Source organism: Mycobacterium sp. NTMscope_MAC_269, assembly GCF_976985695.1.
In genome coordinates, this window is record NZ_OZ335668.1 from 3,663,643 (window position 1) to 3,682,624 (window position 18,982).

General features: G+C 67.8%; 17 protein-coding genes. 9 read left to right on the forward strand and 8 right to left on the reverse strand.

All coding sequences use genetic code 11. The features are described from left to right. Window positions 1-14: 14 nt before the first annotated feature. The 3 genes from purM to ACZ50Z_RS17160 all read right to left on the reverse strand — a co-directional run bounded on the left by purM (window position 15) and on the right by ACZ50Z_RS17160 (window position 3,229). Entirely contained in the window at window positions 15-1,109 is a 1,095-nt protein-coding gene (purM, locus tag ACZ50Z_RS17150; protein WP_464484607.1) for a phosphoribosylformylglycinamidine cyclo-ligase, read from the reverse strand. 66 nt (window positions 1,110-1,175) lie between these two features. Continuing rightward, window positions 1,176-2,702, reverse strand: a complete 1,527-nt coding sequence (gene purF, locus ACZ50Z_RS17155) for an amidophosphoribosyltransferase (RefSeq protein WP_464484608.1) — start codon at window positions 2,700-2,702, stop codon at window positions 1,176-1,178. Window positions 2,703-2,839: 137 nt separating this feature from the next. Continuing rightward, window positions 2,840-3,229, reverse strand: a complete 390-nt coding sequence (locus tag ACZ50Z_RS17160) for a sterol carrier family protein (RefSeq protein ID WP_464484609.1) — start codon at window positions 3,227-3,229, stop codon at window positions 2,840-2,842. A 19-nt stretch (window positions 3,230-3,248) separates the two neighbouring features. Here ACZ50Z_RS17160 and ACZ50Z_RS17165 point away from each other — a divergent pair, with 19 nt between their 5' ends. Then, complete coding sequence (locus ACZ50Z_RS17165; RefSeq protein ID WP_464484610.1) at window positions 3,249-4,463, forward strand: MCE family protein; 1,215 nt, start codon at window positions 3,249-3,251, stop codon at window positions 4,461-4,463. On the opposite strand, the gene ACZ50Z_RS17170 is transcribed toward ACZ50Z_RS17165, so the two are convergent. Genes ACZ50Z_RS17170 through ACZ50Z_RS17180 form a run of 3 tightly spaced genes read right to left on the reverse strand, consistent with a single transcriptional unit; the run spans window position 4,401 to window position 8,526 of the window. Next, a complete protein-coding gene (locus ACZ50Z_RS17170; protein WP_464484611.1) occupies window positions 4,401-5,078 on the reverse strand; it encodes an Rv0804 family intramembrane glutamic endopeptidase in 678 nt (225 codons plus the stop codon). The two genes, ACZ50Z_RS17165 and ACZ50Z_RS17170, sit on opposite strands and share 63 nt — an antisense overlap. Window positions 5,079-5,097: 19 nt before the next feature. After that, the gene (purL, locus tag ACZ50Z_RS17175) at window positions 5,098-7,395 is read right to left on the reverse strand and encodes a phosphoribosylformylglycinamidine synthase subunit PurL (RefSeq protein ID WP_464484612.1); all 2,298 of its coding nucleotides are present in this window, start codon (window positions 7,393-7,395) and stop codon (window positions 5,098-5,100) included. Between the two features lie 57 nt (window positions 7,396-7,452). Beyond that, window positions 7,453-8,526, reverse strand: a complete 1,074-nt coding sequence (locus tag ACZ50Z_RS17180) for a phosphotransferase (protein WP_464484613.1) — start codon at window positions 8,524-8,526, stop codon at window positions 7,453-7,455. Between the two features lie 148 nt (window positions 8,527-8,674). On the opposite strand from ACZ50Z_RS17180, the gene ACZ50Z_RS17185 reads away from it, so the two are divergent. Next, window positions 8,675-9,289 (forward strand): TetR/AcrR family transcriptional regulator, encoded by a 615-nt coding sequence (locus tag ACZ50Z_RS17185; RefSeq protein ID WP_464484614.1) that lies wholly within the window; start codon window positions 8,675-8,677, stop codon window positions 9,287-9,289. A gap of 3 nt (window positions 9,290-9,292) precedes the next feature. Here ACZ50Z_RS17185 and ACZ50Z_RS17190 read toward each other — a convergent pair whose 3' ends face one another. Then, window positions 9,293-10,600 (reverse strand): M18 family aminopeptidase, encoded by a 1,308-nt coding sequence (locus tag ACZ50Z_RS17190; RefSeq protein WP_464486287.1) that lies wholly within the window; start codon window positions 10,598-10,600, stop codon window positions 9,293-9,295. Window positions 10,601-10,700: 100 nt separating this feature from the next. On the opposite strand from ACZ50Z_RS17190, the gene ACZ50Z_RS17195 reads away from it, so the two are divergent. Then, window positions 10,701-11,711: a Dyp-type peroxidase gene (locus tag ACZ50Z_RS17195; RefSeq protein ID WP_464484615.1), complete on the forward strand. Its 1,011-nt coding sequence runs from the start codon at window positions 10,701-10,703 to the stop codon at window positions 11,709-11,711. Then, complete coding sequence (locus ACZ50Z_RS17200; RefSeq protein ID WP_464484616.1) at window positions 11,708-12,505, forward strand: family 1 encapsulin nanocompartment shell protein; 798 nt, start codon at window positions 11,708-11,710, stop codon at window positions 12,503-12,505. Before ACZ50Z_RS17195 ends, ACZ50Z_RS17200 begins: the two co-directional genes overlap by 4 nt. Before the next feature lie 23 nt (window positions 12,506-12,528). Here the strand turns inward: ACZ50Z_RS17200 and ACZ50Z_RS17205 are convergent, their stop codons facing one another. Further along, window positions 12,529-14,235, reverse strand: a complete 1,707-nt coding sequence (locus ACZ50Z_RS17205; RefSeq protein WP_464484617.1) for an MOSC domain-containing protein — start codon at window positions 14,233-14,235, stop codon at window positions 12,529-12,531. A gap of 234 nt (window positions 14,236-14,469) precedes the next feature. Here ACZ50Z_RS17205 and ACZ50Z_RS17210 point away from each other — a divergent pair, with 234 nt between their 5' ends. The 5 genes from ACZ50Z_RS17210 to ACZ50Z_RS17230 all read left to right on the forward strand — a co-directional run bounded on the left by ACZ50Z_RS17210 (window position 14,470) and on the right by ACZ50Z_RS17230 (window position 18,971). Next, window positions 14,470-15,339: an alpha/beta fold hydrolase gene (locus ACZ50Z_RS17210; protein ID WP_464484618.1), complete on the forward strand. Its 870-nt coding sequence runs from the start codon at window positions 14,470-14,472 to the stop codon at window positions 15,337-15,339. 97 nt (window positions 15,340-15,436) lie between these two features. Next, window positions 15,437-16,132, forward strand: coding sequence for a TetR/AcrR family transcriptional regulator (locus tag ACZ50Z_RS17215; RefSeq protein ID WP_464484619.1), 696 nt, complete (start codon window positions 15,437-15,439; stop codon window positions 16,130-16,132). Between the two features lie 24 nt (window positions 16,133-16,156). Further along, window positions 16,157-16,804, forward strand: coding sequence for a TetR/AcrR family transcriptional regulator (locus tag ACZ50Z_RS17220; protein WP_464484620.1), 648 nt, complete (start codon window positions 16,157-16,159; stop codon window positions 16,802-16,804). Window positions 16,805-16,968: 164 nt separating this feature from the next. Continuing rightward, window positions 16,969-18,015, forward strand: a complete 1,047-nt coding sequence (locus tag ACZ50Z_RS17225) for a zinc-binding dehydrogenase (protein ID WP_464484621.1) — start codon at window positions 16,969-16,971, stop codon at window positions 18,013-18,015. A gap of 53 nt (window positions 18,016-18,068) precedes the next feature. Continuing rightward, window positions 18,069-18,971 carry a DUF427 domain-containing protein gene (locus tag ACZ50Z_RS17230; RefSeq protein WP_464484622.1) on the forward strand — a complete coding sequence of 301 codons (903 nt, stop codon included), beginning with the start codon at window positions 18,069-18,071 and terminating at the stop codon, window positions 18,969-18,971. Window positions 18,972-18,982 lie beyond the last annotated feature (11 nt).

Genomic DNA, 18,982 nt, shown 5'->3' on the forward strand with positions numbered 1-18,982 from the left:
GAAGTCCGGGGTCCTCAGAATCGCGGGTGCTGCCCGGCGAGTTTGGCCCGCGGGCCCGCCTTCCCACCTTTGCCGACCGTGCCCAGCACCCAGCAATCCAGGTGCCGCGCGGTCAGGATGGCCAGAGCGCGATCTGTGTCTTCCGGAGCCACGACGGCGATCATGCCGACGCCCATGTTGAACGTCTTCTCCATCTCTTCCCGTGTCACCCGGCCGCGCTGGGCGATCATGGCGAACACCGGCGCCGGCGTCCAGGTACCGCGGTCCATTTCGGCGACCAGCCCGTGCGGGATGACGCGTGCCAGGTTTCCGGCGAGTCCACCGCCGGTGACGTGGCAGAAGGTGCGGACGTGGGTTTCGGCGCACAGCGCGAGGCAGTCCTTGGCGTAGATGCGCGTGGGCTCGAGCAGCTCTTCGCCCAGGGTGCGGCCAAACTCCTCGACGTAGCCCTCCAGGTTCATCCGGTCGATCTCGAGTAGCACCGTGCGGGCCAACGAATACCCGTTGGAGTGCAGGCCCGACGAGCCCATCGCGATGATGACGTCGCCGGGTTTGACCCGGTCGGGCCCCAGCACGTCGTCGGCCTCGACGACACCGATACCGGTGGCCGAAATGTCGTAGTGGTCCGGTTCCATCAAGCCGGGGTGTTCGGCCGTCTCGCCACCGAGCAGCGCGCAGCCGGCTCGCACGCACCCTTCGGCGATGCCACTGACGATGGCGCTCAAGCGTTCCGGCACCGTGCGGCCGACGGCGATGTAGTCCTGCAGGAACAGCGGCTCGGCGCCGCACACCACGAGGTCGTCGACCACCATGGCCACCAGGTCCAGCCCCACGGTGTCGTGCTTGTCCATCGCCTGGGCGACCGCCAGCTTGGTTCCGACGCCATCGGTGGAGGCCGCGAGCAGCGGCTCGCGGTAGTCGCCGCGTAGCGCGAACAGGCCGGCGAATCCGCCCAAGCCGCCCCGCACCTCGGGTCGCGTGGCTTTTGTCGCCAGCGGCTTGAACAATTCGACAGCGCGATCGCCGGCTTCAATGTCCACCCCGGCCGACGCGTAGGTGATGCCCTGACTGCCTGAGTGGCGCGCGGGGCTCTTTCCGGGATCCGTCATCGCGATAAAGGCTACCGGGCGGCGCTGACCGCCGGTATCAAACGTCGGCGAAGGAGCGCAACCGAGTCAGTGCACAACCGGTACTTCGTCGGCCGCGAGATCGTCGAGCCCGGCACCGCGGGCGGCGTTGGCGAGCATGTGCTCGATGACGTTCTTGCCCAGCGCGGTCTCCCCGGGCAGCTCGATCGGATACTGGCCGTCAAAGCAGGCGGTGCACAGCCGCGAGGCAGGCTGCTCGGAGGCCGCGACCAGGCCGCGCAACGAGATGTAACCCAGCGAGTCGGCACCGATCGCGTGCCGCACCGCCTCGAGCATCTCCTTTTTGTCTTCGACCGCGTTCGCGATCAATTCGGCCGGCGACGGAAAGTCGATGCCGTAGAAGCAGGGCCACTTGACCGGGGGCGACGCGATGCGCACGTGCACCTCGACGGCTCCGGCCTCGCGCAGCATCCGCAACAGCGCGCGCTGGGTGTTACCGCGCACGATCGAGTCGTCGACAACGATGAGGCGCTTGCCGCGGATCACCTCGCGAAGCGGGTTGAGCTTCAGCCGGATACCGAGTTGGCGGATGGTCTGGGACGGCTGGATGAAGGTGCGCCCGACGTAGGCGTTCTTCATCAGCCCCTGGCCGTAGGGGATGCCCGACTCCTGCGCGTAGCCGACGGCGGCGGGGGTGCCCGACTCGGGCACGCCGATCACCAGGTCGGCTTCCACGGGGCGCTCACGGGCCAACCGGCGGCCGATTTCCACCCGCGTCGCGTGCACGGACCGGCCGGCGATCGTGCTGTCGGGCCGGGCCAGGTACACGTACTCGAAGACGCAGCCCTTGGGGGTGGGGTTGGCGAAACGCGTCGATCGCACGCCGTCGGCGTCAATCGCCAGCAATTCTCCCGGCTCGATGTCACGCACGAACGAGGCGCCGACGATGTCGAGCGCGGCGGTTTCGGAGGCCACCACCCAGCCGCGGTCCAACCGCCCGAGCGAAAGCGGCCGCACGCCATGCGGATCGCGGCACGCATACAGCGTGTTCTCGTCCATAAAGGTCAAACAGAACGCGCCGCGCACCGTCGGCAGCAGATCGAGCGCCGCCTGCTCCAACGTGGAATCCGCGGCGCCGTGCGCCAGCAGCGCACCCAAGATGTCCGAGTCCGTCGTCGCCGGCGCCGGAGCGCGCTTGGCGATCAGCCCTTCGTCGCGGGCGCGGGCGGCGAGCTCGGCGGTGTTGACCAGATTCCCGTTGTGCCCCAATGCAACCCCGGTGCCGGCCGCGGTGTTGCGGAACACCGGCTGCGCGTTCTCCCACGTCGTGTCGCCCGTGGTCGAGTACCGGCAGTGCCCGATGGCGACGTGGCCCGGCATGGCCCCCAGCGTCTGCTCGTCGAACACCTGGCTGACCAAACCCAAGTCCTTGAAGACCAGTACCTGGGAGCCGTCGGCGACGGCGATGCCCGCGGCTTCCTGCCCGCGATGCTGCAGCGCGTACAAGCCGTAATAGGTGAGTTTGGCGACGTCCTCGCCCGGGGCCCAGACCCCGAATACGCCACATTCTTCGCGGGGTGCGTTGAAGTCCTCTTCGGGCTGTTGGACGGTCACGATGCGGCAGCTCCCCGGGGAACGGTTGGTGACGCTAGGGAGTCTACGGGCACGAGGGCCGCGCCGCCGAATCCGCCAGGCGTGTTGAGCGACGAATTGCCCGCGTCACACCCTAAACCTGCAGTTCAGGGTTGCATTCAGCCCACATCGAACAGGGGCAGGCAGTGGTCAATCTCACCGGCTCGGGAGCCGGAAAGATGCAGCGCACCGGTGCCCTTCGCTTCGGCGAACGACAGCTTGCCGGTGGCCAGCAACAGCCAGGTCCGCGGATCGGTCTCTACCACGTTGGGTGGCGTGCCACGGGTGTGCGTGGGTCCGACGACGCATTGCACCGCGACGAACGGCGGGACCCGCAGCTCGACGCTTCGTCCCGGCGCCACCGCGGCCAGGGTGCGGGCGGTGAGCCGCACGGCAGCCGCCAATTCGTCGCGGCTGGGTGCCGGCGTGGATTCGTCATCCAGCCATTGCGCGACGGCCAACACGGCCTGCCGAGTCTTGCCCGGATCGGCCTTGTCGCGCGGCGCCATACCCTAGGGTCTCAAAACCATGGAGCCCCGTCGCTTACGGGCGCGGCCGCCGTATAAGACCGTCGGCCTGGTGACGATTGTGGTCACGGGGCTGATCGCGTTGCTCCTTTATTGGCAGTTCCGAGGCGACCTCACATCGACTACTCAGTTGACGTTGGTGGCCCCTCGGGCGGGGTTGGTGATGGACCCCGGCTCCAAGGTCACCTACAACGGGGTCCAGATCGGCCGGGTGTCGAGCATTTCGGAGATCACCCATCGCGGCGAGCCGGCCGCGAAAGTGGTGCTGGATATCACCCCGAGGTACATCCAGCGGATACCGGCCAACGTCGCCGCCGACATCAAGGCGACCACGGTATTCGGTAACAAGTACGTTGCGCTCAGCGCACCGAATCACCCTGCAGCGCAATCGATCACCCCGGCTATCGTGATCGACGCGATGTCGGTGACGACCGAGTTCAACACCTTGTTCGAAGCGGTCACCGCGATCGCCGAGAAGGTCGATCCGGTGAAAGTGAACCTGACGCTCAGTGCGGCCGCGCAGGCGTTGACCGGACTGGGCGAAAGGTTCGGCACCTCGCTGATCAATACCGATGCCGTCCTCGACGACGTGAACCCCCGGATGCCGGAGCTGCGCACCGACATTCAGCGCCTGGCGGCCCTGGGCGATACCTACGCGCACGCCTCCCCCGAGCTGTGGGACGCACTGGACCATGCGGTGACCGCCGCGCGCACCCTCAACCGCCAGCAACGCGATCTGGATACGGCGCTGCTGGCGGCCGCGGGATTGGGCAACGCCGGCGCGGACGTGCTCGGCCGGGCCGGACCGTATTTCGCGCGCGGTGCCGCCGATCTGGTTCCCAGCGGCCAACTGCTCGACGAGTACAGCCCGGAAATCTATTGCACCATCCACAATTTCGACGAGGTCGCGCCCAGGGTTCACAACGCGCTGGGTGATAACGGGTACTCGCTGGGCGCCCATGCCTCGGGCGCCATCACCGGTGCGCCGAATCCGTACATCTGGCCGGAAAACCTGCCGCGCACCAACGCCAGGGGCGGGCCCGGCGGGCGGCCCGGCTGCTGGCAGAAGATCACTCGCGAGCTGTGGCCCGCCCCCTTTTTGGTGATGGACGACGGCGCGAGCATGGCCCCCTACAACCACTTCGAACTCGGCTCACCCCTGGCCGTCGATTTCGTCTGGGGCCGCCAACTGGGCGACTACACGATCAATCCGTGACCTCGCGGCCAACACGGCGATGGCCCCGGCCTCGTTGATGGCCAGGTGCACCAGCATGGGCGCGGCGAGGCTCCCGGAACGGTCTGCCAGCCAACCGAACAGCCAGCCGCCGAGTCCGGTAACCAGCACCGTGGCTACCACGGGTTGCCCGGTCGCACGCGCATCGGGGACGTGGGAGAGGCCAAAGGCGCTGGCTTGCAGCAACCTTCCGCCGCGCCTGCCGAACGCGGCGGATCCTACGGTGGCCAGCGCCGCGCGGAAGGCGGACTCCTCGGACCACACCGTGCCCACGGGTATGCGCACCAGCAGCCAGTCGGGCGCGGCCGTGGGCGGTTCTCGGACGGCCATCGATTGGCGCACCGGCGGCAGCAGGGTGGTCGCGGCCACTGCGCTCGCCGCCGAGAACGCAGCCGCCGACCCCAGCCGCAGTCCTGCCCACAACCGGGGTGGGCCCAGGCCCAGGGGGGCCCGCGTCGCCACGACCAGCGCGCCGCCCACGCCGGCCTGCAGCGCCACCCGCCACGCGGCGGGTAGCCGCGGGCCGACGAAGCTCCAGCCGACCAGGGCGGCGGCCAAAGTCACTGCCCTGGCCGGACGGGAACGCCTGGCGGGCATCAGGATTCGCTGCGGACACTCATCCGAAGAGCCGCGGCAGCACCGCCTCGGAGGTCTCGCGCAGTTCGGCCAGGGAAACCGTGAACAGTCCCTGGACCTCGACCTCATCGGAGGCCTGGTCGACGACGCCGATGCGCGCCGCGGGCAGTCCCCGCGCCTCGCACATCGAACGCAACCGGCTCTCCTCGGTGCGAGGCACGGCCACCAGCACGCGGCCGGCCGACTCGGAGAACAACGTCACGAACGGATCGGCGCCCTCGGGAAGCACGATGCGGCAACCGGTTTCACCGGCCAGGGCGGCCTCGACGACGGCTTGGGCCAGGCCGCCTTCGGACAGGTCGTGCGCCGCGGATACCAGGCCGTCACGCGACGCCGAGCGCAAGACGTCGGCCAGCAACTTCTCGCGATCCAGGTCGACCTTGGGCGGTAGCCCGCCCAGATGATCGGCGGTCACCTGCGCCCACACCGATCCGTCGAACTCGTCGTGCGTATCGCCCAGCAGCATCAGGGTTTCGCCCGGCTCGGTACCCAGCCCAGTGGGGATGCGACGGCCGACGTCATCGATGACGCCGAGCACCCCAACCACCGGGGTGGGCAGGATCGCCGTCGACCCGGTCTGGTTGTAGAAACTGACGTTGCCGCCGGTCACCGGAATCCCCAGGGCCGCACAGCCTTCGGCCAGGCCCCGCACCGCCTGGGAGAACTGCCACATCACGCCGGGATCTTCGGGGGAGCCGAAGTTCAGACAGTTGGTCACCGCGACCGGGGTGGCGCCGGTGACGGCGACGTTGCGGTAGGCCTCGGCGAGCGCGAGTTGGGCACCGGCGTAGGGATCCAGTTTGGTGTAGCGGCCCGACGCGTCGGTCGACAGCGCGATGCCGCGGCCGGTGACCTCGTCGACGCGCAGCACGCCACCATCGGCGTGCTCGGCCAGCACGGTGTTGCCCCGCACGTACCGGTCGTACTGCTCGGTGATGAACGCGCGACTGCACAGATGCGGGCTACCCAGCAGGGCAAGCAGAGTCGCGCGCAGCTCGGCGCCGGTGGCGGGACGCGGCAGCCGAGAAGAGGCGTCCGCGTTCAGCGCGTCCTGCGTGTCGGGGCGGGCGACCGGCCGCTGGTAGACCGGGCCCTCGTGGGCGACGGTGCGCGGCGGCACGTCGACGACGGTCTGGCCGTTCCAGGTGATCCGCAGCCGGTCGCCGTCAGTGACCTCGCCGATGACGGTGGCCAGCACGTCCCACTTGCGACACACCGCCAGGAAGGCGTCAACGTTTTCCGGGGTGACCACCGCACACATCCGCTCCTGGGATTCGCTGCAGAGGATCTCCGCGGGGGTCATTCCGGTGGCGCGCAGCGGCACCGTCTCGAGCTGGATCGCCATCCCGCCGTCGCCAGCCGACGCCAATTCCGATGTGGCGCAGGATAATCCGGCTCCGCCCAAGTCCTGTATGCCGACCACCAGGTGTCCGGCGTACAGCTCGAGACAGCACTCGATGAGCACCTTCTCCATGAACGGGTCGCCCACCTGAACCGACGGCAGCTTCTTGCGCGAGTTCTCGGCGTCAAAGGTGTCTGACGCCAGCACCGACACCCCGCCGATGCCGTCCAGCCCGGTACGAGCCCCGAACAGGATGATCTTGTTGCCGGCGCCCGAGGCGAAGGCCAGGTGCAGGTCCTCCTGCCGCAACACACCGACGCACATGGCGTTCACCAACGGGTTGCCGGCGTAGCAGGCGTCGAAGACGGTCTCGCCGCCGATGTTGGGCAGGCCAAGGGAGTTGCCGTAGCCCCCGATGCCGCGGACCACGCCGTCGACCACGCGGCGGGTGTCCGGCGCGTCGGCCGCGCCGAATCGGAGCTGGTCCATCACCGCGACCGGCCTCGCGCCCATCGCCATGATGTCGCGGACGATGCCGCCGACTCCGGTGGCCGCGCCCTGGTAGGGCTCGACGTAGGACGGGTGATTGTGCGATTCCACCTTGAAGGTGACCGCCCAGCCGTCGCCGATGTCGACGACGCCCGCGTTCTCCCCGATGCCGGCCAGCATGCCGGCGCGCATCTCGTCGGTGGTGGTCTCGCCGAAGTAGCGCAGGTGCACCTTGGACGACTTGTAGGAGCAGTGCTCGCTCCACATCACCGAGTACATCGCCAGCTCGGTGTCGGTGGGGCGGCGGCCCAGGATCTCGCGGATGCGCTGGTATTCGTCGTCTTTGAGGCCCAGCTCACCGAACGGCTGGGGCTCATCGGGTGTGGTGGCGGCGTGCTCGACGGTGTCGATCGCGTGCGTGCGCGCACTCGTCGGAGAGACAGTCACGGGACACAGTCTAGGGTGGCCGCGCCCGGGGTGTCGGATGCCGACCGCCGCACTGCGTCAGCCGGCGATCTCGGCCAGCGCGGCGGCGGTATCGAGGTCGGCATAGGCGAACGAATACCGCTGGGCCAGCGCCAGCGCGATGTCGGGGCGCTGCCACAGTTCCCCGGCGCTGGCGGTGCACAGCCACAGGGTCAGGCCATGCGCGACCGAGGCCCGGTACCGCAACCAGACCTCGGCGGGGCTCGGCATCTCCGCCTTCGGCAAGCCGAGGGCGCCGCGGTACTCCTCGAGCAGATCGCGCTCGCTGCGACGGCGGTCCTCGACGGTCAAGGCACCCTGCAGGAAGTAGCCCAGGTCGAGTGACCAGTTGCCGCGGCGGGCCACCTGCCAGTCGAGGAACCCCACCTCGTCGCTGGGCAGCAGGTAGGTGTTGCCGATGTGCGGGTCACCGTGCAGCAAGGTCTGCGGCGACGCGGTCAGCGTTGTGATGTAGGGCTTCCAGATCGATTCGATCAGCGTGTCGACGGTCAGCGAGGTCACCTGCTCGGGTGCGTCCGCGCCGAGGCGCTCCAGCGCGGCCGGCAGCGGCGCCATTTCCATGCCGTCCCAGGGCAGAAACGGCTCGAGCCAATCCAGCGCCGGCTCGGTCAGCGCCCGTTCACCCCAGTACCGCCCGTGCATCCGGGCCAGTCCGCGCACGCCGGTGGCGACCTGCTCGACGGTCATCGGCCTGGTGGCGTCGCGCGGATCGGCGCCGCGCGCGGTGAGGTCTTCCATGACCATCACGAAGTCGTAGGAGGCCTCGTCGATCAACGCGGTGTAGACGTGCGGGTGCTCGAGGGGCAGGTCGACCCCGCAGGTGAACAGCCGCGGTTCGTGGAACATGCCGCTGGTCATGCGGATCAGTTCTTTGTGGTCGGGGTCGGCGGCCTTGACGAACACCGACGCAGGCCCGCTGCCGTTGCGGTAGGTCACTCCCAGGCGGGCGCGCCGGTTGGTGCCGTCGTCGCGAACCTCGACGGTGACGGTGTCCACCTCGACGCCGGGATGATCGGCGGCCAGCGCCGCAGACATCCACTGCGGGGTGATGTCATCCCAGGTCGCGGGGACCGACAACGCGGGGGCATTCATGGGTGGACTCCTTCATGACGGACCGCAGGCATGGAAACGACACGTATCGTTTCCTAGACTTGTCCCCGTGAAGGTAACCCGAGCGCACGCCCGCACGCCAGTACCGCCTCGGTCCGCCGGCGCGGCCGGGCGCACCTAGGCCCGCCGAGTGTCAGACGCGCGGGCCGGCCGGCCCCGTGACACCCGGCTGCATCACGCGATCCTCGATGCCACGCGCGAACTCCTGACCACCGGCGGCTACGCCGAGTTGTCGATGGAAAGCGTCGCGGCGCGTGCCGGCGTGGGCAAGAAGACCCTCTACCGGCGCTGGCCGTCGAAGGCGCCGCTGGTCGCCGAGGCCGTTTTGGAGGCCTACGGCGGCTCCGGATCGTTTCCCGTCGCCGAGACGGGAGATCTGCGCGCCGACCTAGGGGCGTGGCTGCGCGAGCATGCCGATTTTCTGGCGGAGCCGCCGAACGCCGCGTTGGTGCGGGCGCTGATCGCTGCGGCGGCCGCCCGCCCGGCCGACGGCGACGATCTCTACCAGCAGCTCAGCGCGCCTCAGCTGGCCGGTTTGATGACCCGACTTCGCCGGGCCGTCAGTGACGAGGAGCTGAGTGCCGCCGCCGACCTCGACGCGATCGCCCAGGCGCTGATCGGCACCATGCTGTTTCGCGCGCTAACCCATGGGGGCACAGGCGATTTCGCCGTCGAAGGTTCTCGGAATTTTGACGGCCTGCTTGACGCGATCCTGCACGGCGTGGCCAAGACCAAGGCGGACTAGCCGTCAGGCGGGCGACAAGAACGCATGCATCGCGGCCGAGTAGGCGGCCACATCGTGGGCGCCCATCAGCTCGCGTGCGGAGTGCATGGCCAGCTGCGCGGCGCCGACGTCGACGGTGGGGATGCCGGTGCGCGCGGAGGTCAACGGTCCGATCGTCGAGCCGCACGGCAGGTCGGCCCTGTGCTCGTAGCGCTGCAACGCCACCCCGGCCTGCTGACAGGCCAGCACGAAGGCCGCGGCGGTGCGCCCGTCCGTGGCGTAGCGCAGATTCGGATGCACCTTGAGCACCGGCCCCGCGTTGACCGCGATCGGATGTCCGGGCTCGTGGCGTTCCGGGTAATTGGGGTGGGTGGCGTGCGCCATGTCCGCGGAGGCCAGCAACGACTCCGGCAACAGGCGCAGGTAGTCCTCGCGGGTGCCGCCCGCGGCCAGCACAATTCGCTCCAGGATGGTGCCCAGCAAGTCCGATTGCGCGCCGTGGTCCGAGGAGGAGCCGACCTCTTCGTGATCGAAAAGCACCAACACCGGCAGGTAGCCCCCGCTTTGGTCCACCGCCAACAGCGCTTCCAGGCCCGCGTAGCAGCTGGCCTGGTTGTCCAGCCGCGGCGCGCTCAGCACATCGGCGTCAGCGCCGATCAGCGTCGAGGGAGTCAGGTCGTGCGTCATCAGATCGGCAGCCAGCACGTCGGTGGGTGCCACGTCGACGCGCTCGGCGACGTAATCGACGAAGGACCGCGCCGTCTCGCCGACACCCCACACCGCGTTGACGTGTCGCTGCGGGTCCAGTGTCAGCGACTTGCGGTCCTCGGCCAGGTGGATGGCCAGCTGCGGCACCCGAAGGATCGGCTCGTCGATCCGGATCAGGCGCTGCGCGATCCCGGTGCTGTGATCCCTCGCCCGCAACGACAGGCGCCCGCTGATCCCCAGATCGCGGTCCAGCCACGAGTTGAGCCACACGCCCCCATAGGGCTCCAGCGCCACCACCCGCCAGCCGGCCGCCACCCGGTCGGGGTGCTGCTTGACCCTGAGGTTGGGGCTGTCGGTGTGTGCTCCGACGATCCGGAACGGCCCGTCGGCCCCCGCCGAATTCCACGCGACCAGCGAGCCCGCCCGCACCGTGAAGTACCGGCCGCGCTTCGACGGCCACGATTCGCCCTCGCTCAGTTCGGTGTACCCGGCGGCCAGCAGCCGCGCGGCCACCGTGGCGCAGACGTGAAACGGCGACGGGGACGCGTCGATGAACTCGCAGAGTCCTTGCGCGACCGCTGAGGTCTTCGCGTGGTTTCGAGGCCCGCCGGACATGTTGAACATCATGGCTGTCCGCGGCCGCAGCCTTCACGCTGGGTCGATTGCGCAGCTCCTTGCTCGCGCCGCTTCCGGCGCTCACCGTCGCCACGCTAGGGTCACCAGAGTGCCCCCCGTCCAGCCGCAACCCGTCCTCGCGCCGCTGACGCCCGCGGCGATCTTCCTCGTGGTGACCATCGACGACGGTGGAGAGGCGACCGTGCACGACGCGCTGCAGGACGTCTCCGGGCTGGTGCGCGCGATCGGTTTCCGCGAGCCGCAGAAACGGTTGTCGGCGATCGCCTCGATCGGCTCGGACGCCTGGGACCGCTTGTTTTCCGGGCCGCGCCCGGCCGAACTGCACCGGTTCGTCGAGCTGCACGGTCCGCGTCACCACGCTCCTGCCACGCCCGGGGACCTGTTGTTCCACGTCCGCGCCGAAAGTTTGGACGTCTGTTTCGAACTGGCCGACAGGATCCTGAAATCGATGGCCGGCGCGGTCACCGTGGTCGACGAGGTGCACGGGTTCCGGTACTTCGACAACCGCGACTTGCTCGGCTTCGTCGACGGCACCGAGAACCCGGACGGCCCACTTGCCGTCAGCGCCACCGCGATCGGCGACGAGGATCCCGACTTCGCCGGCTCCTGCTACGTGCACGTCCAGAAATACGTCCACGACATGTCCTCGTGGAACTCGATATCCGTCACCGAGCAGGAGCGGGTCATCGGCCGGACCAAGCTCGAGGACATCGAACTCGACGACGACGTCAAGCCGGATGACTCCCACATCGCCCTCAACGTCATCACCGACGACGACGGCACCGAACTGAAAATCGTGCGGCACAACATGCCGTTCGGCGAGCTCGGCAAGGGCGAGTACGGCACGTATTTCATCGGCTATTCGCGCACACCCCGAGTCACCGAACAGATGCTGCGCAACATGTTCCTCGGAGACCCGCCCGGCAACACCGACCGCATCCTCGACTTCTCCACCGCCACGACCGGTGGATTGTTCTTCTCCCCCACCGTCGACTTTCTCGATGATCCACCGCCCCTGCCCGCAACGCCGGCGGCGGAAACGTCTGTTGCACCGGACGGCTCACTTTCGATCGGCAGCCTGAAAGGAACCACTTCATGAACAACCTCTACCGCGACCTGGCACCGGTCACCGAAGCCGCCTGGGAAGAAATCGAATTGGAGGCGACCCGCACCTTCAAGCGCCACATCGCCGGCCGTCGGGTGGTCGACGTCAGCGAGCCCGGGGGTGCTGAGGCCGCCGCGGTCAGCACCGGACGGCTGGCCAACGTGTCCTCGCCTACCGAGGGCGTGGAGGCGCATCTGCGGGAAAGTAAACCCCTTGTGCGGCTTCGTGTTCCATTCACCCTGTCGCGCTACGAGATCGACAACGTCGAGCGCGGCGCCAACGACTCCGACTGGGATCCGGTCAAGGCGGCGGCGAAGAAGCTCGCGTTCGTCGAAGACCGCGCCATCTTCGAGGGTTACGCCGCCGCGTCGATCGAGGGCATCCGGTCCGCCAGCTCCAACAAAACGCTGACGTTGCCGGCGGACCCCAGCGAGATTCCCGACGTCATCACCCAGGCGATCTCCGAACTGCGCCTGGCCGGTGTCGACGGCCCCTACTCGGTGCTGTTGTCCGCCGACGTCTATACGAAGGTCAGCGAGACGACCCAACACGGATATCCGATCCTCGAACACATCGACCGGCTGGTTCCCGGAGACATCATCTGGGCCCCCGCCATCGACGGTGCATTCGTGCTGACCACCCGCGGCGGCGATTTCGATCTGCAGCTCGGGACCGACGTGACGATCGGGTACACCAGCCATGACGCGGACACCGTGCAGCTGTATCTCCAGGAGACGCTGACGTTCCTGTGCTACACCGCGGAGGCGTCCGTCCCGCTGAGCCCGTAAGAACAAGGGCCGCCGGGATTCGGCTAAAGATCCAGCACCACATCGGTTTCGGGGGCCGCCGAGCAGATCAGCACCGACTCGCCGGCCGGTGGCTCGAGCGGCTGCTGAATGTAGGCGGTCGTCCCGGCGACGACTCCGGTGACGCACACATGGCAGACGCCACTGCGGCAGGAGAAGCGGGTCGGCACATCGCAGGCCTCGGCAAGTTCGAGGATGCTGCGGTAGCCGGGCGCCCAGTTGACCGTTAACCCGCTGCGCGCGAACGTGATCGACGGCCCCGTGCCCGGCGACCCGGCGGGCGGATGGGGTGGCGTGCGCGTCCCCGTTTCGACGATGCCGGGGTTGATCGCGGGCAGCGCACCGAACAGTTCGCTGTGGATCGCGGCGGGGTCGAACCCGACGCCGACCAGACATTCGCGGATATCGGACATGAATTGTGTTGGCCCGCAGAGGTAGACGACACCATCGGTGGGAATCTCCAGCGCCGCGATGGCATCTCGGTTCAGGCGGCCCCGCGTTTCGGTGTAGAAAACCTGCTGCCGGGCGTGGGGCAACGACTCGATGAGCGTCGCGACTTCGGTGGCAAAGGCCTGACTTTCGCGATTTCGAGCGGTATGCAGCCACCAGATGTCTCGACCGCTGCCAGCCGCCGCGAGCGCGTGCAACATCGCCAGCACCGGTGTCGCCCCGATTCCGGCGGACACGAGCACTACGGGGCGTGGGTCCTCGGTGAGGCAGAAGTCGCCACGCGGGGCGGCCGCGGCTAGCACCATCCCCGGCTGGATGTGGGCGTGCAGCCAGGCGCTCACCAATCCGTGATCTTCCCGCTTGACGCTGATGCGGTAGTACCCGGCCGACGGATCACCCGACAGGGAGTAGCTGCGCAACGGCGCCGGCTCGCCGGCGCCGGGAACCTTCACCGTGAGGTACTGACCCGGGAGCGCCGGTGGCAGGGATTCGCCGTCGTCGGCCTGCAGCCGAATTGAGAGCACTTGCGGGCTCTCCCGGCATATCTCGGTGACCCGTAGGTTTCGAAATCCCTTCCATCCGGGCTCGACGGGGATAGGGGACGGCGCGGTTCCGGCATCGTGCGCGGCCAGCATGTCGCGAAACGACTGCCGCCAGCCCGGGCTCAGCGCCGTGACATCGACGGCTTCGCGCAGCCGTTCGACGTTGCGGTCCGGCAGGTAGAGCAACGCGTCGGCCTCGGCAACACTGAGCCGGTGAGGACCGCGGCGCGTGCGCACGATGTCGTCCCCAGCCCGCACCCGGCCTTCGGTGATAACGCGGAAATAGAACCCCGGACGGCGCTGGGAGACAAGCAGATTGGGCATGTCGGGCTCGTTGAGGCGCAGACCGACGCGAAAGCACGTGACTCGCGGCTGCGTGACCTCGAATTCGGCGTCGCCGATGCGATAGCGGTCACCGATGCACACCTCGTTGTCGGCAAGTCCGGTGACGGTGAAGTTCTCGCCGAAGTGTCCGGGCCGCAGGTCAGTGCGGCCCAGGTACGTCTCCCAGTAGTCATAGGACTCGCTCTGGTACACCATCACTGCCCGTTGTTCCCCGCCATGGCCGGCGAGATCACCCTGGCCGTCGCCGTCGACGTTGAGTCGGCGCACCATGACTGCTCCCTGCACCGGGGTCTTCCAGATGCCGGTGTAGACCGTTTTGTCTCGCCATCGGACGTTTTTGGACATGCCCACATTCACCGAAACAAGCCTGCCCACCGTGTCACCTCGAACCAGCTCGCCATGGCACCAGTCACCCAACTGGGATGGTTGGCCCAGAATATGGCAGGCCGATCCGCGCGGCAACACATCGGCCGCACGGGGCTGTTGCGCGGGGGCCCGCTGGTGCATAATGGGTCGAACGACCCAGAAAATCGTCGAGCGGGTTCGTCAGTGTCTGCCGAGGCGGTCGCGGCGCTCGTCTGCGAAACGCGTTGGCTCAGGAGGAATGTCATGCCGGCTGTTCATCATCGATACGCCACGGTCGACGGCCACCGACTCTTCTACCGGGAAGCCGGCGACCCGGACGCTCCCGCGGTGCTGCTGCTGCACGGGTTTCCGACCAGCTCGTACATGTTTCGCGATCTGATACCGGCCCTGGCGGACCGCTATCACGTCGTCGCGCCGGACCATCTCGGCTTCGGACTGTCCGACGCGCCGCCGGTCGAGGAATTCGACTACACCTTCGACGGGCTGACCGACCTCACGGCGGGCCTGCTGCGAAGCCTTGGCGTCGACCGGTACGCCATGTACGTCCAGGATTACGGCGCGCCGATCGGCTGGCGCCTGGCGCTGCGCGAACCGTCCACGATCGCCGCGATCATCACCCAGAACGGCAACGGGTATGACGCGGGGTTCGTCGAGAGCTTCTGGAAGGTCGTGCAGGCCTACCAGCGCGAGCCCACCGCGGACACCGAGGCCCCGGTGCGCCAGTTCCTCACGCTGGACGCCACCCGGTGGCAGTACGTGACCGGGGTGGCCGACGAGACCCTCGTCGATCCCGAGTCGTGGCATCACGACTACGCGTTGCTCTCCCGCCCGGGCAACGACCTCGTGCAGCTCAAGCTGTTTCGCGACTACGCCACCAACGCGCCCCTGTATCCGCGCCTACACGAATACTTCCGGGCCAGCCGGGTGCCGTTGCTGGCGGTCTGGGGTCGCGGCGACGAAATTTTCGGACCAGCCGGAGCCGAAGCGTTCACCGACGACCTGCCCGACGCCGAGATCCACCTGCTCGACGGCGGACACTTTCTGTTGGAGTCCGCGCTCGATGACGTCACTCCCCTGATCCGGAACTTCCTCGCCAAGCAACTCACGGCGTGATGACCGGCCGCGGGCCGCGCGGCACCCAAGCATGACGATCCCGTCGTCTGGGCTGGAGATCCCATAAATGGCGGCATACACGGGTTAGCCTGACGCGATGGCCCATCCCGATGTTCGTGAGGAACAACGGTTGACCGCCAAGGGGCGTGCCACCCGCGACCGAATCGTGCATGCGGCGGCGCAGTTGATCGTCACCGAAGGCCTCTCCGCGTCCAACATGGAGAACGTGCGGCGCGCCGCGTCGGTCAGCGGCTCGCAACTCGCCCACTATTTCGCCGACAAGGGCGCGCTCATTCGAGCGGTGATCCGACGCCAAATCGCGGTGGTCTTGGACTTTCACCGGCAACCTACGCTTCGAGGCCTGAATACGTTCGACGACTTCGAACGCTGGATCGATATGAACCTGCGCTACCTGCGACGCATCGGATACGTCGGCACCCCGACTTATCATGCGCTCGCCGGCCAGCTCGCGAAGTCCGACGGCACCACACGCGACGCGTTGGCGACCGGCTACCGCCAGTGGATCGACCTGTTAGAGAAGGCAATCCAGCGCATGAAAGACGGCGGGCTGCTGGTTGCCGATGCCGACCCGCGGCAGCTGGCGCTGGTGATCGTCACCGCGCATCAAGGGGGTGGAATTTTGACCTTCACCTATCAAGAGGAATGGCCGCACGCCGATGCGATCCGTTTCGCGGTGAACTACCTGCGGGTGTTCGCCACCGACACCGCCGAACGGGTTCCGCGGCCCCCGCGCCGGTCGCGGCGCCGCCGCCCGGCGCGCATCGCCGACTGACCCTTCGGCATCGAAGGCAACACGGTGACTGAACATCCCTCGTCGCGGTACACCCGCAAGGGTTTGGCGACGCGCGCGCGCATCATCGACGCCGCTGCCCGCTTAATGTTCGAGCGTGGCGTCGCCAACACCAGCATCGACCAGGTGCGGCGAGCCGCCGAAGTGGGCGGATCCCAGATCTCGCACTACTTCGACGACAAGCGCGACCTGACCCGGCACGTCGTCGACGTGCGCCGAAACAATGTGCGGGACTTCCATACTCAACCGAAGTTCGCCGCGCTCGACAGCCTTGACGCGCTGCAGGCGTGGGCCGATGAGTGCGTATCCGACATCGATGCGGTGTACCGGGTCGGAGGCTGCGTCTACGGGTCCTTGGCCGGTGAGCTCATCGAGGCCGACGACGAAATCCACCACGACCTGGCCGCGGGATACGACCAATGGATCGAACTGTTCCGCACCGGTCTCGCGGCGATGCGCGATCGTGGCGACCTGCGGCCCGACGCCGACCCGCGCCACCTGGCGGCTTCACTGGTCGCCGCGCATCAGGGCGGCGCCCTGGTCACGCACGCCACCGGCGATCCGGAGCCGCTGCGGGCCGCCGTGAATGCCGCCGTCGACTATGTGCGTTCGTTCGCGGTTGTGCGGCCGTCGCGCAAGCGCCGGTCCTCCTGACCGTTTTGCCCTACCCCATTCCTCGTCTGGACACACTGCACCCGGTCGCCCATAATATTGGGTCAACTGGCCCATTATGTTCGAGATGCCGCCCGGCATCGTTGTGGCCGTTCGGCTCTGTATGGCGATAACTGAAGCGCTACCGAAGCTTAAGAGAGGCAGACATGCCCGTCCCCGACCCGCCTCAGCTGCCCACCGCACCGGCGGTCGTGCGCGAACAGCCGGGCGGGGAGACCATGCGGGCGATCATCCTGACGGGATTCGGCGGGCTCGACAGCCTGGTCTACGACGAGATCCCCAAGCCGCTGCCCAAGGACGGCGACGTGGTGATCGAAGTCAAAGGGTTCGGGATCAACCACGCCGAGCTGCACATGCGTCGGGGCGAGTGGGCCGAGGCCGCGGAGGTGAGCGGCATCGAATGCGTCGGCATCGTCGACTCGTGCCCGGGCGGTGAATTCCCGGTTGGCGCCAAGGTAGCCGCGCTCATGGGTGGTCTCGGCCGAACCATCAATGGCAGCTATGCGCAATACACACGCGTGCGCGCGGCAAACGTTGCCCTCATCGAATCCGATTTGCCGTGGGCGGCGTTGGCGGCGTTGCCCGAAACCTACGCGGTGGCCTGGACATGCCTCTTCCGCAACCTGGACCTCGGGGGCGGGCAGACGCTGGTGCTACGCGGCGCCACGTCGTCCCTCGGCCAGGCCGCACTCAAGATGGCGGTGGCCGCCGGCGCGCGAGTCATCGCCACCACGCGCAGCAAGGGCCGCTTCGAAATGCTCGAGCAACTCGGCGCCTCGCGTGTCGAGCTGGAGCGGCGCGACCTGGCAGCCCACCTTCCCGAGAGCGGCCGGGTTGACGCCGTCCTCGATCTCGTCGGCAACAGCACCATCCTCGACTCCCTGGACATGCTGCGCCGCGGCGGCACGGCCTGCCTGGCCGGGTGGCTGGGCGGGCTCGACCCGATCGGGGATTTCAATCCGCTGCTGCGCATGGCATCCGGTGTGAACTGGAACTTCTTTGGCAGCTTCGTGTTTGGCACGCCGGGCTTTCCGCTGTCCGACGTGCCGCTTGGAGACATCGCCCGACAGGTCGCCGACGGCACGTTGGAAGCCAAACCGTCACGGGTCTTCTCCTTCGACCAGATTCACGAGGCGCACCGGGTGATGGAGGCCGGAGAAGCCGGCGGCAAGATGGTCGTCGTCATGGACTGAGGCGCCCCTGAAACGCGTTGGTACGCAGGGGTTCGGGAAAGGTAGGTGTTCGCATGGGACTGGCATGGCAGCAGGGCCCGCTGGCGACCGGGTCCATTGGGCACTTCCTCACCGAACAGCCGATGCCGTCACGGCTGCTCTTCGCCGAACCATTGCGCCGCCGCATGCGGGTCCTCTTCGCCGACCGGTGGATCGCCGACAGCGAGGACGTGCTGCTGTTGCACGAGCCGGGCCGCTACCCGGTGGCCTACTTTCCATCCGGTGACATCGAAGCGGGAACGTTGACCGCCGAGGATCGGGTGACGCAACACCGCGACTTCGGCGCCACCCAGTGGTTCACGGTCAGGGCATCGGGTCGCGAGGCCGCCCACAGCGCCTGGGAACATACCGCACTGCCCGCGCACGCGACGGCCCTGCGGGGCCGGGTGGCCTTTGCCTGGCGCGCCATGGACGCCTTCTACGAAGAAGAGGAACGCATCGTCGGGCACGCGGCCGACGCCTATCACCGCATCGACATCCGTTCCACGACACGGCATCTGGTCGTCCGCGATGGTGGCCGCGTGGTCGCCGACACACATCGGCCCCTGGCACTGTATGAATCCGGCTTCGCGCCCAGATGGTACGTGGTGCGCGACGACATCGACGAGTCCGCCCTCAAACCCGTTGATATTCAGACCTTTTGCCCCTACAAAGGCATATGCTCGTACTACGATATCGGCGGCCACCAGCATGCGGCGTGGTCTTACGTCGATGCGTGGACCGAGGTGTCACGCGTTCGCAACCTGGTGTCGTTCGAACCGGACAAGATCGATGTGCAGCTCGACGGCAAGCAACTCCGGCTGGAACCCGGCCAGACCGTCATACCGCACGGTGTCGACCGCTGGCTGAACACCGACGAGGTGTTGGGGAAGAACCCGGCCCAAGCAGCGCAGCAACGAAACCGCCAGCCGGGTTGAGGAGGCGTCGT

Bases quoted from the DNA above. Each gene is read 5' to 3' on its own strand.
- ACZ50Z_RS17160 (WP_464484609.1), bottom strand. From the start codon at position 3,229: ATGGCGCCGCGCGACAAGGCCGATCCGGGCAAGACTCGGCAGGCCGTG.
- ACZ50Z_RS17230 (WP_464484622.1), top strand. From the start codon at position 18,069: ATGGGACTGGCATGGCAGCAGGGCCCGCTGGCGACCGGGTCCATTGGG.
- ACZ50Z_RS17215 (WP_464484619.1), top strand. From the start codon at position 15,437: ATGGCCCATCCCGATGTTCGTGAGGAACAACGGTTGACCGCCAAGGGG.
- ACZ50Z_RS17170 (WP_464484611.1), bottom strand. From the start codon at position 5,078: ATGCCCGCCAGGCGTTCCCGTCCGGCCAGGGCAGTGACTTTGGCCGCC.
- ACZ50Z_RS17190 (WP_464486287.1), bottom strand. From the start codon at position 10,600: ATGTTCAACATGTCCGGCGGGCCTCGAAACCACGCGAAGACCTCAGCG.
- ACZ50Z_RS17165 (WP_464484610.1), top strand. From the start codon at position 3,249: ATGGAGCCCCGTCGCTTACGGGCGCGGCCGCCGTATAAGACCGTCGGC.
- ACZ50Z_RS17180 (WP_464484613.1), bottom strand. From the start codon at position 8,526: ATGAATGCCCCCGCGTTGTCGGTCCCCGCGACCTGGGATGACATCACC.
- ACZ50Z_RS17200 (WP_464484616.1), top strand. From the start codon at position 11,708: ATGAACAACCTCTACCGCGACCTGGCACCGGTCACCGAAGCCGCCTGG.
- purM (WP_464484607.1), bottom strand. From the start codon at position 1,109: ATGACGGATCCCGGAAAGAGCCCCGCGCGCCACTCAGGCAGTCAGGGC.
- ACZ50Z_RS17225 (WP_464484621.1), top strand. From the start codon at position 16,969: ATGCCCGTCCCCGACCCGCCTCAGCTGCCCACCGCACCGGCGGTCGTG.
- ACZ50Z_RS17210 (WP_464484618.1), top strand. From the start codon at position 14,470: ATGCCGGCTGTTCATCATCGATACGCCACGGTCGACGGCCACCGACTC.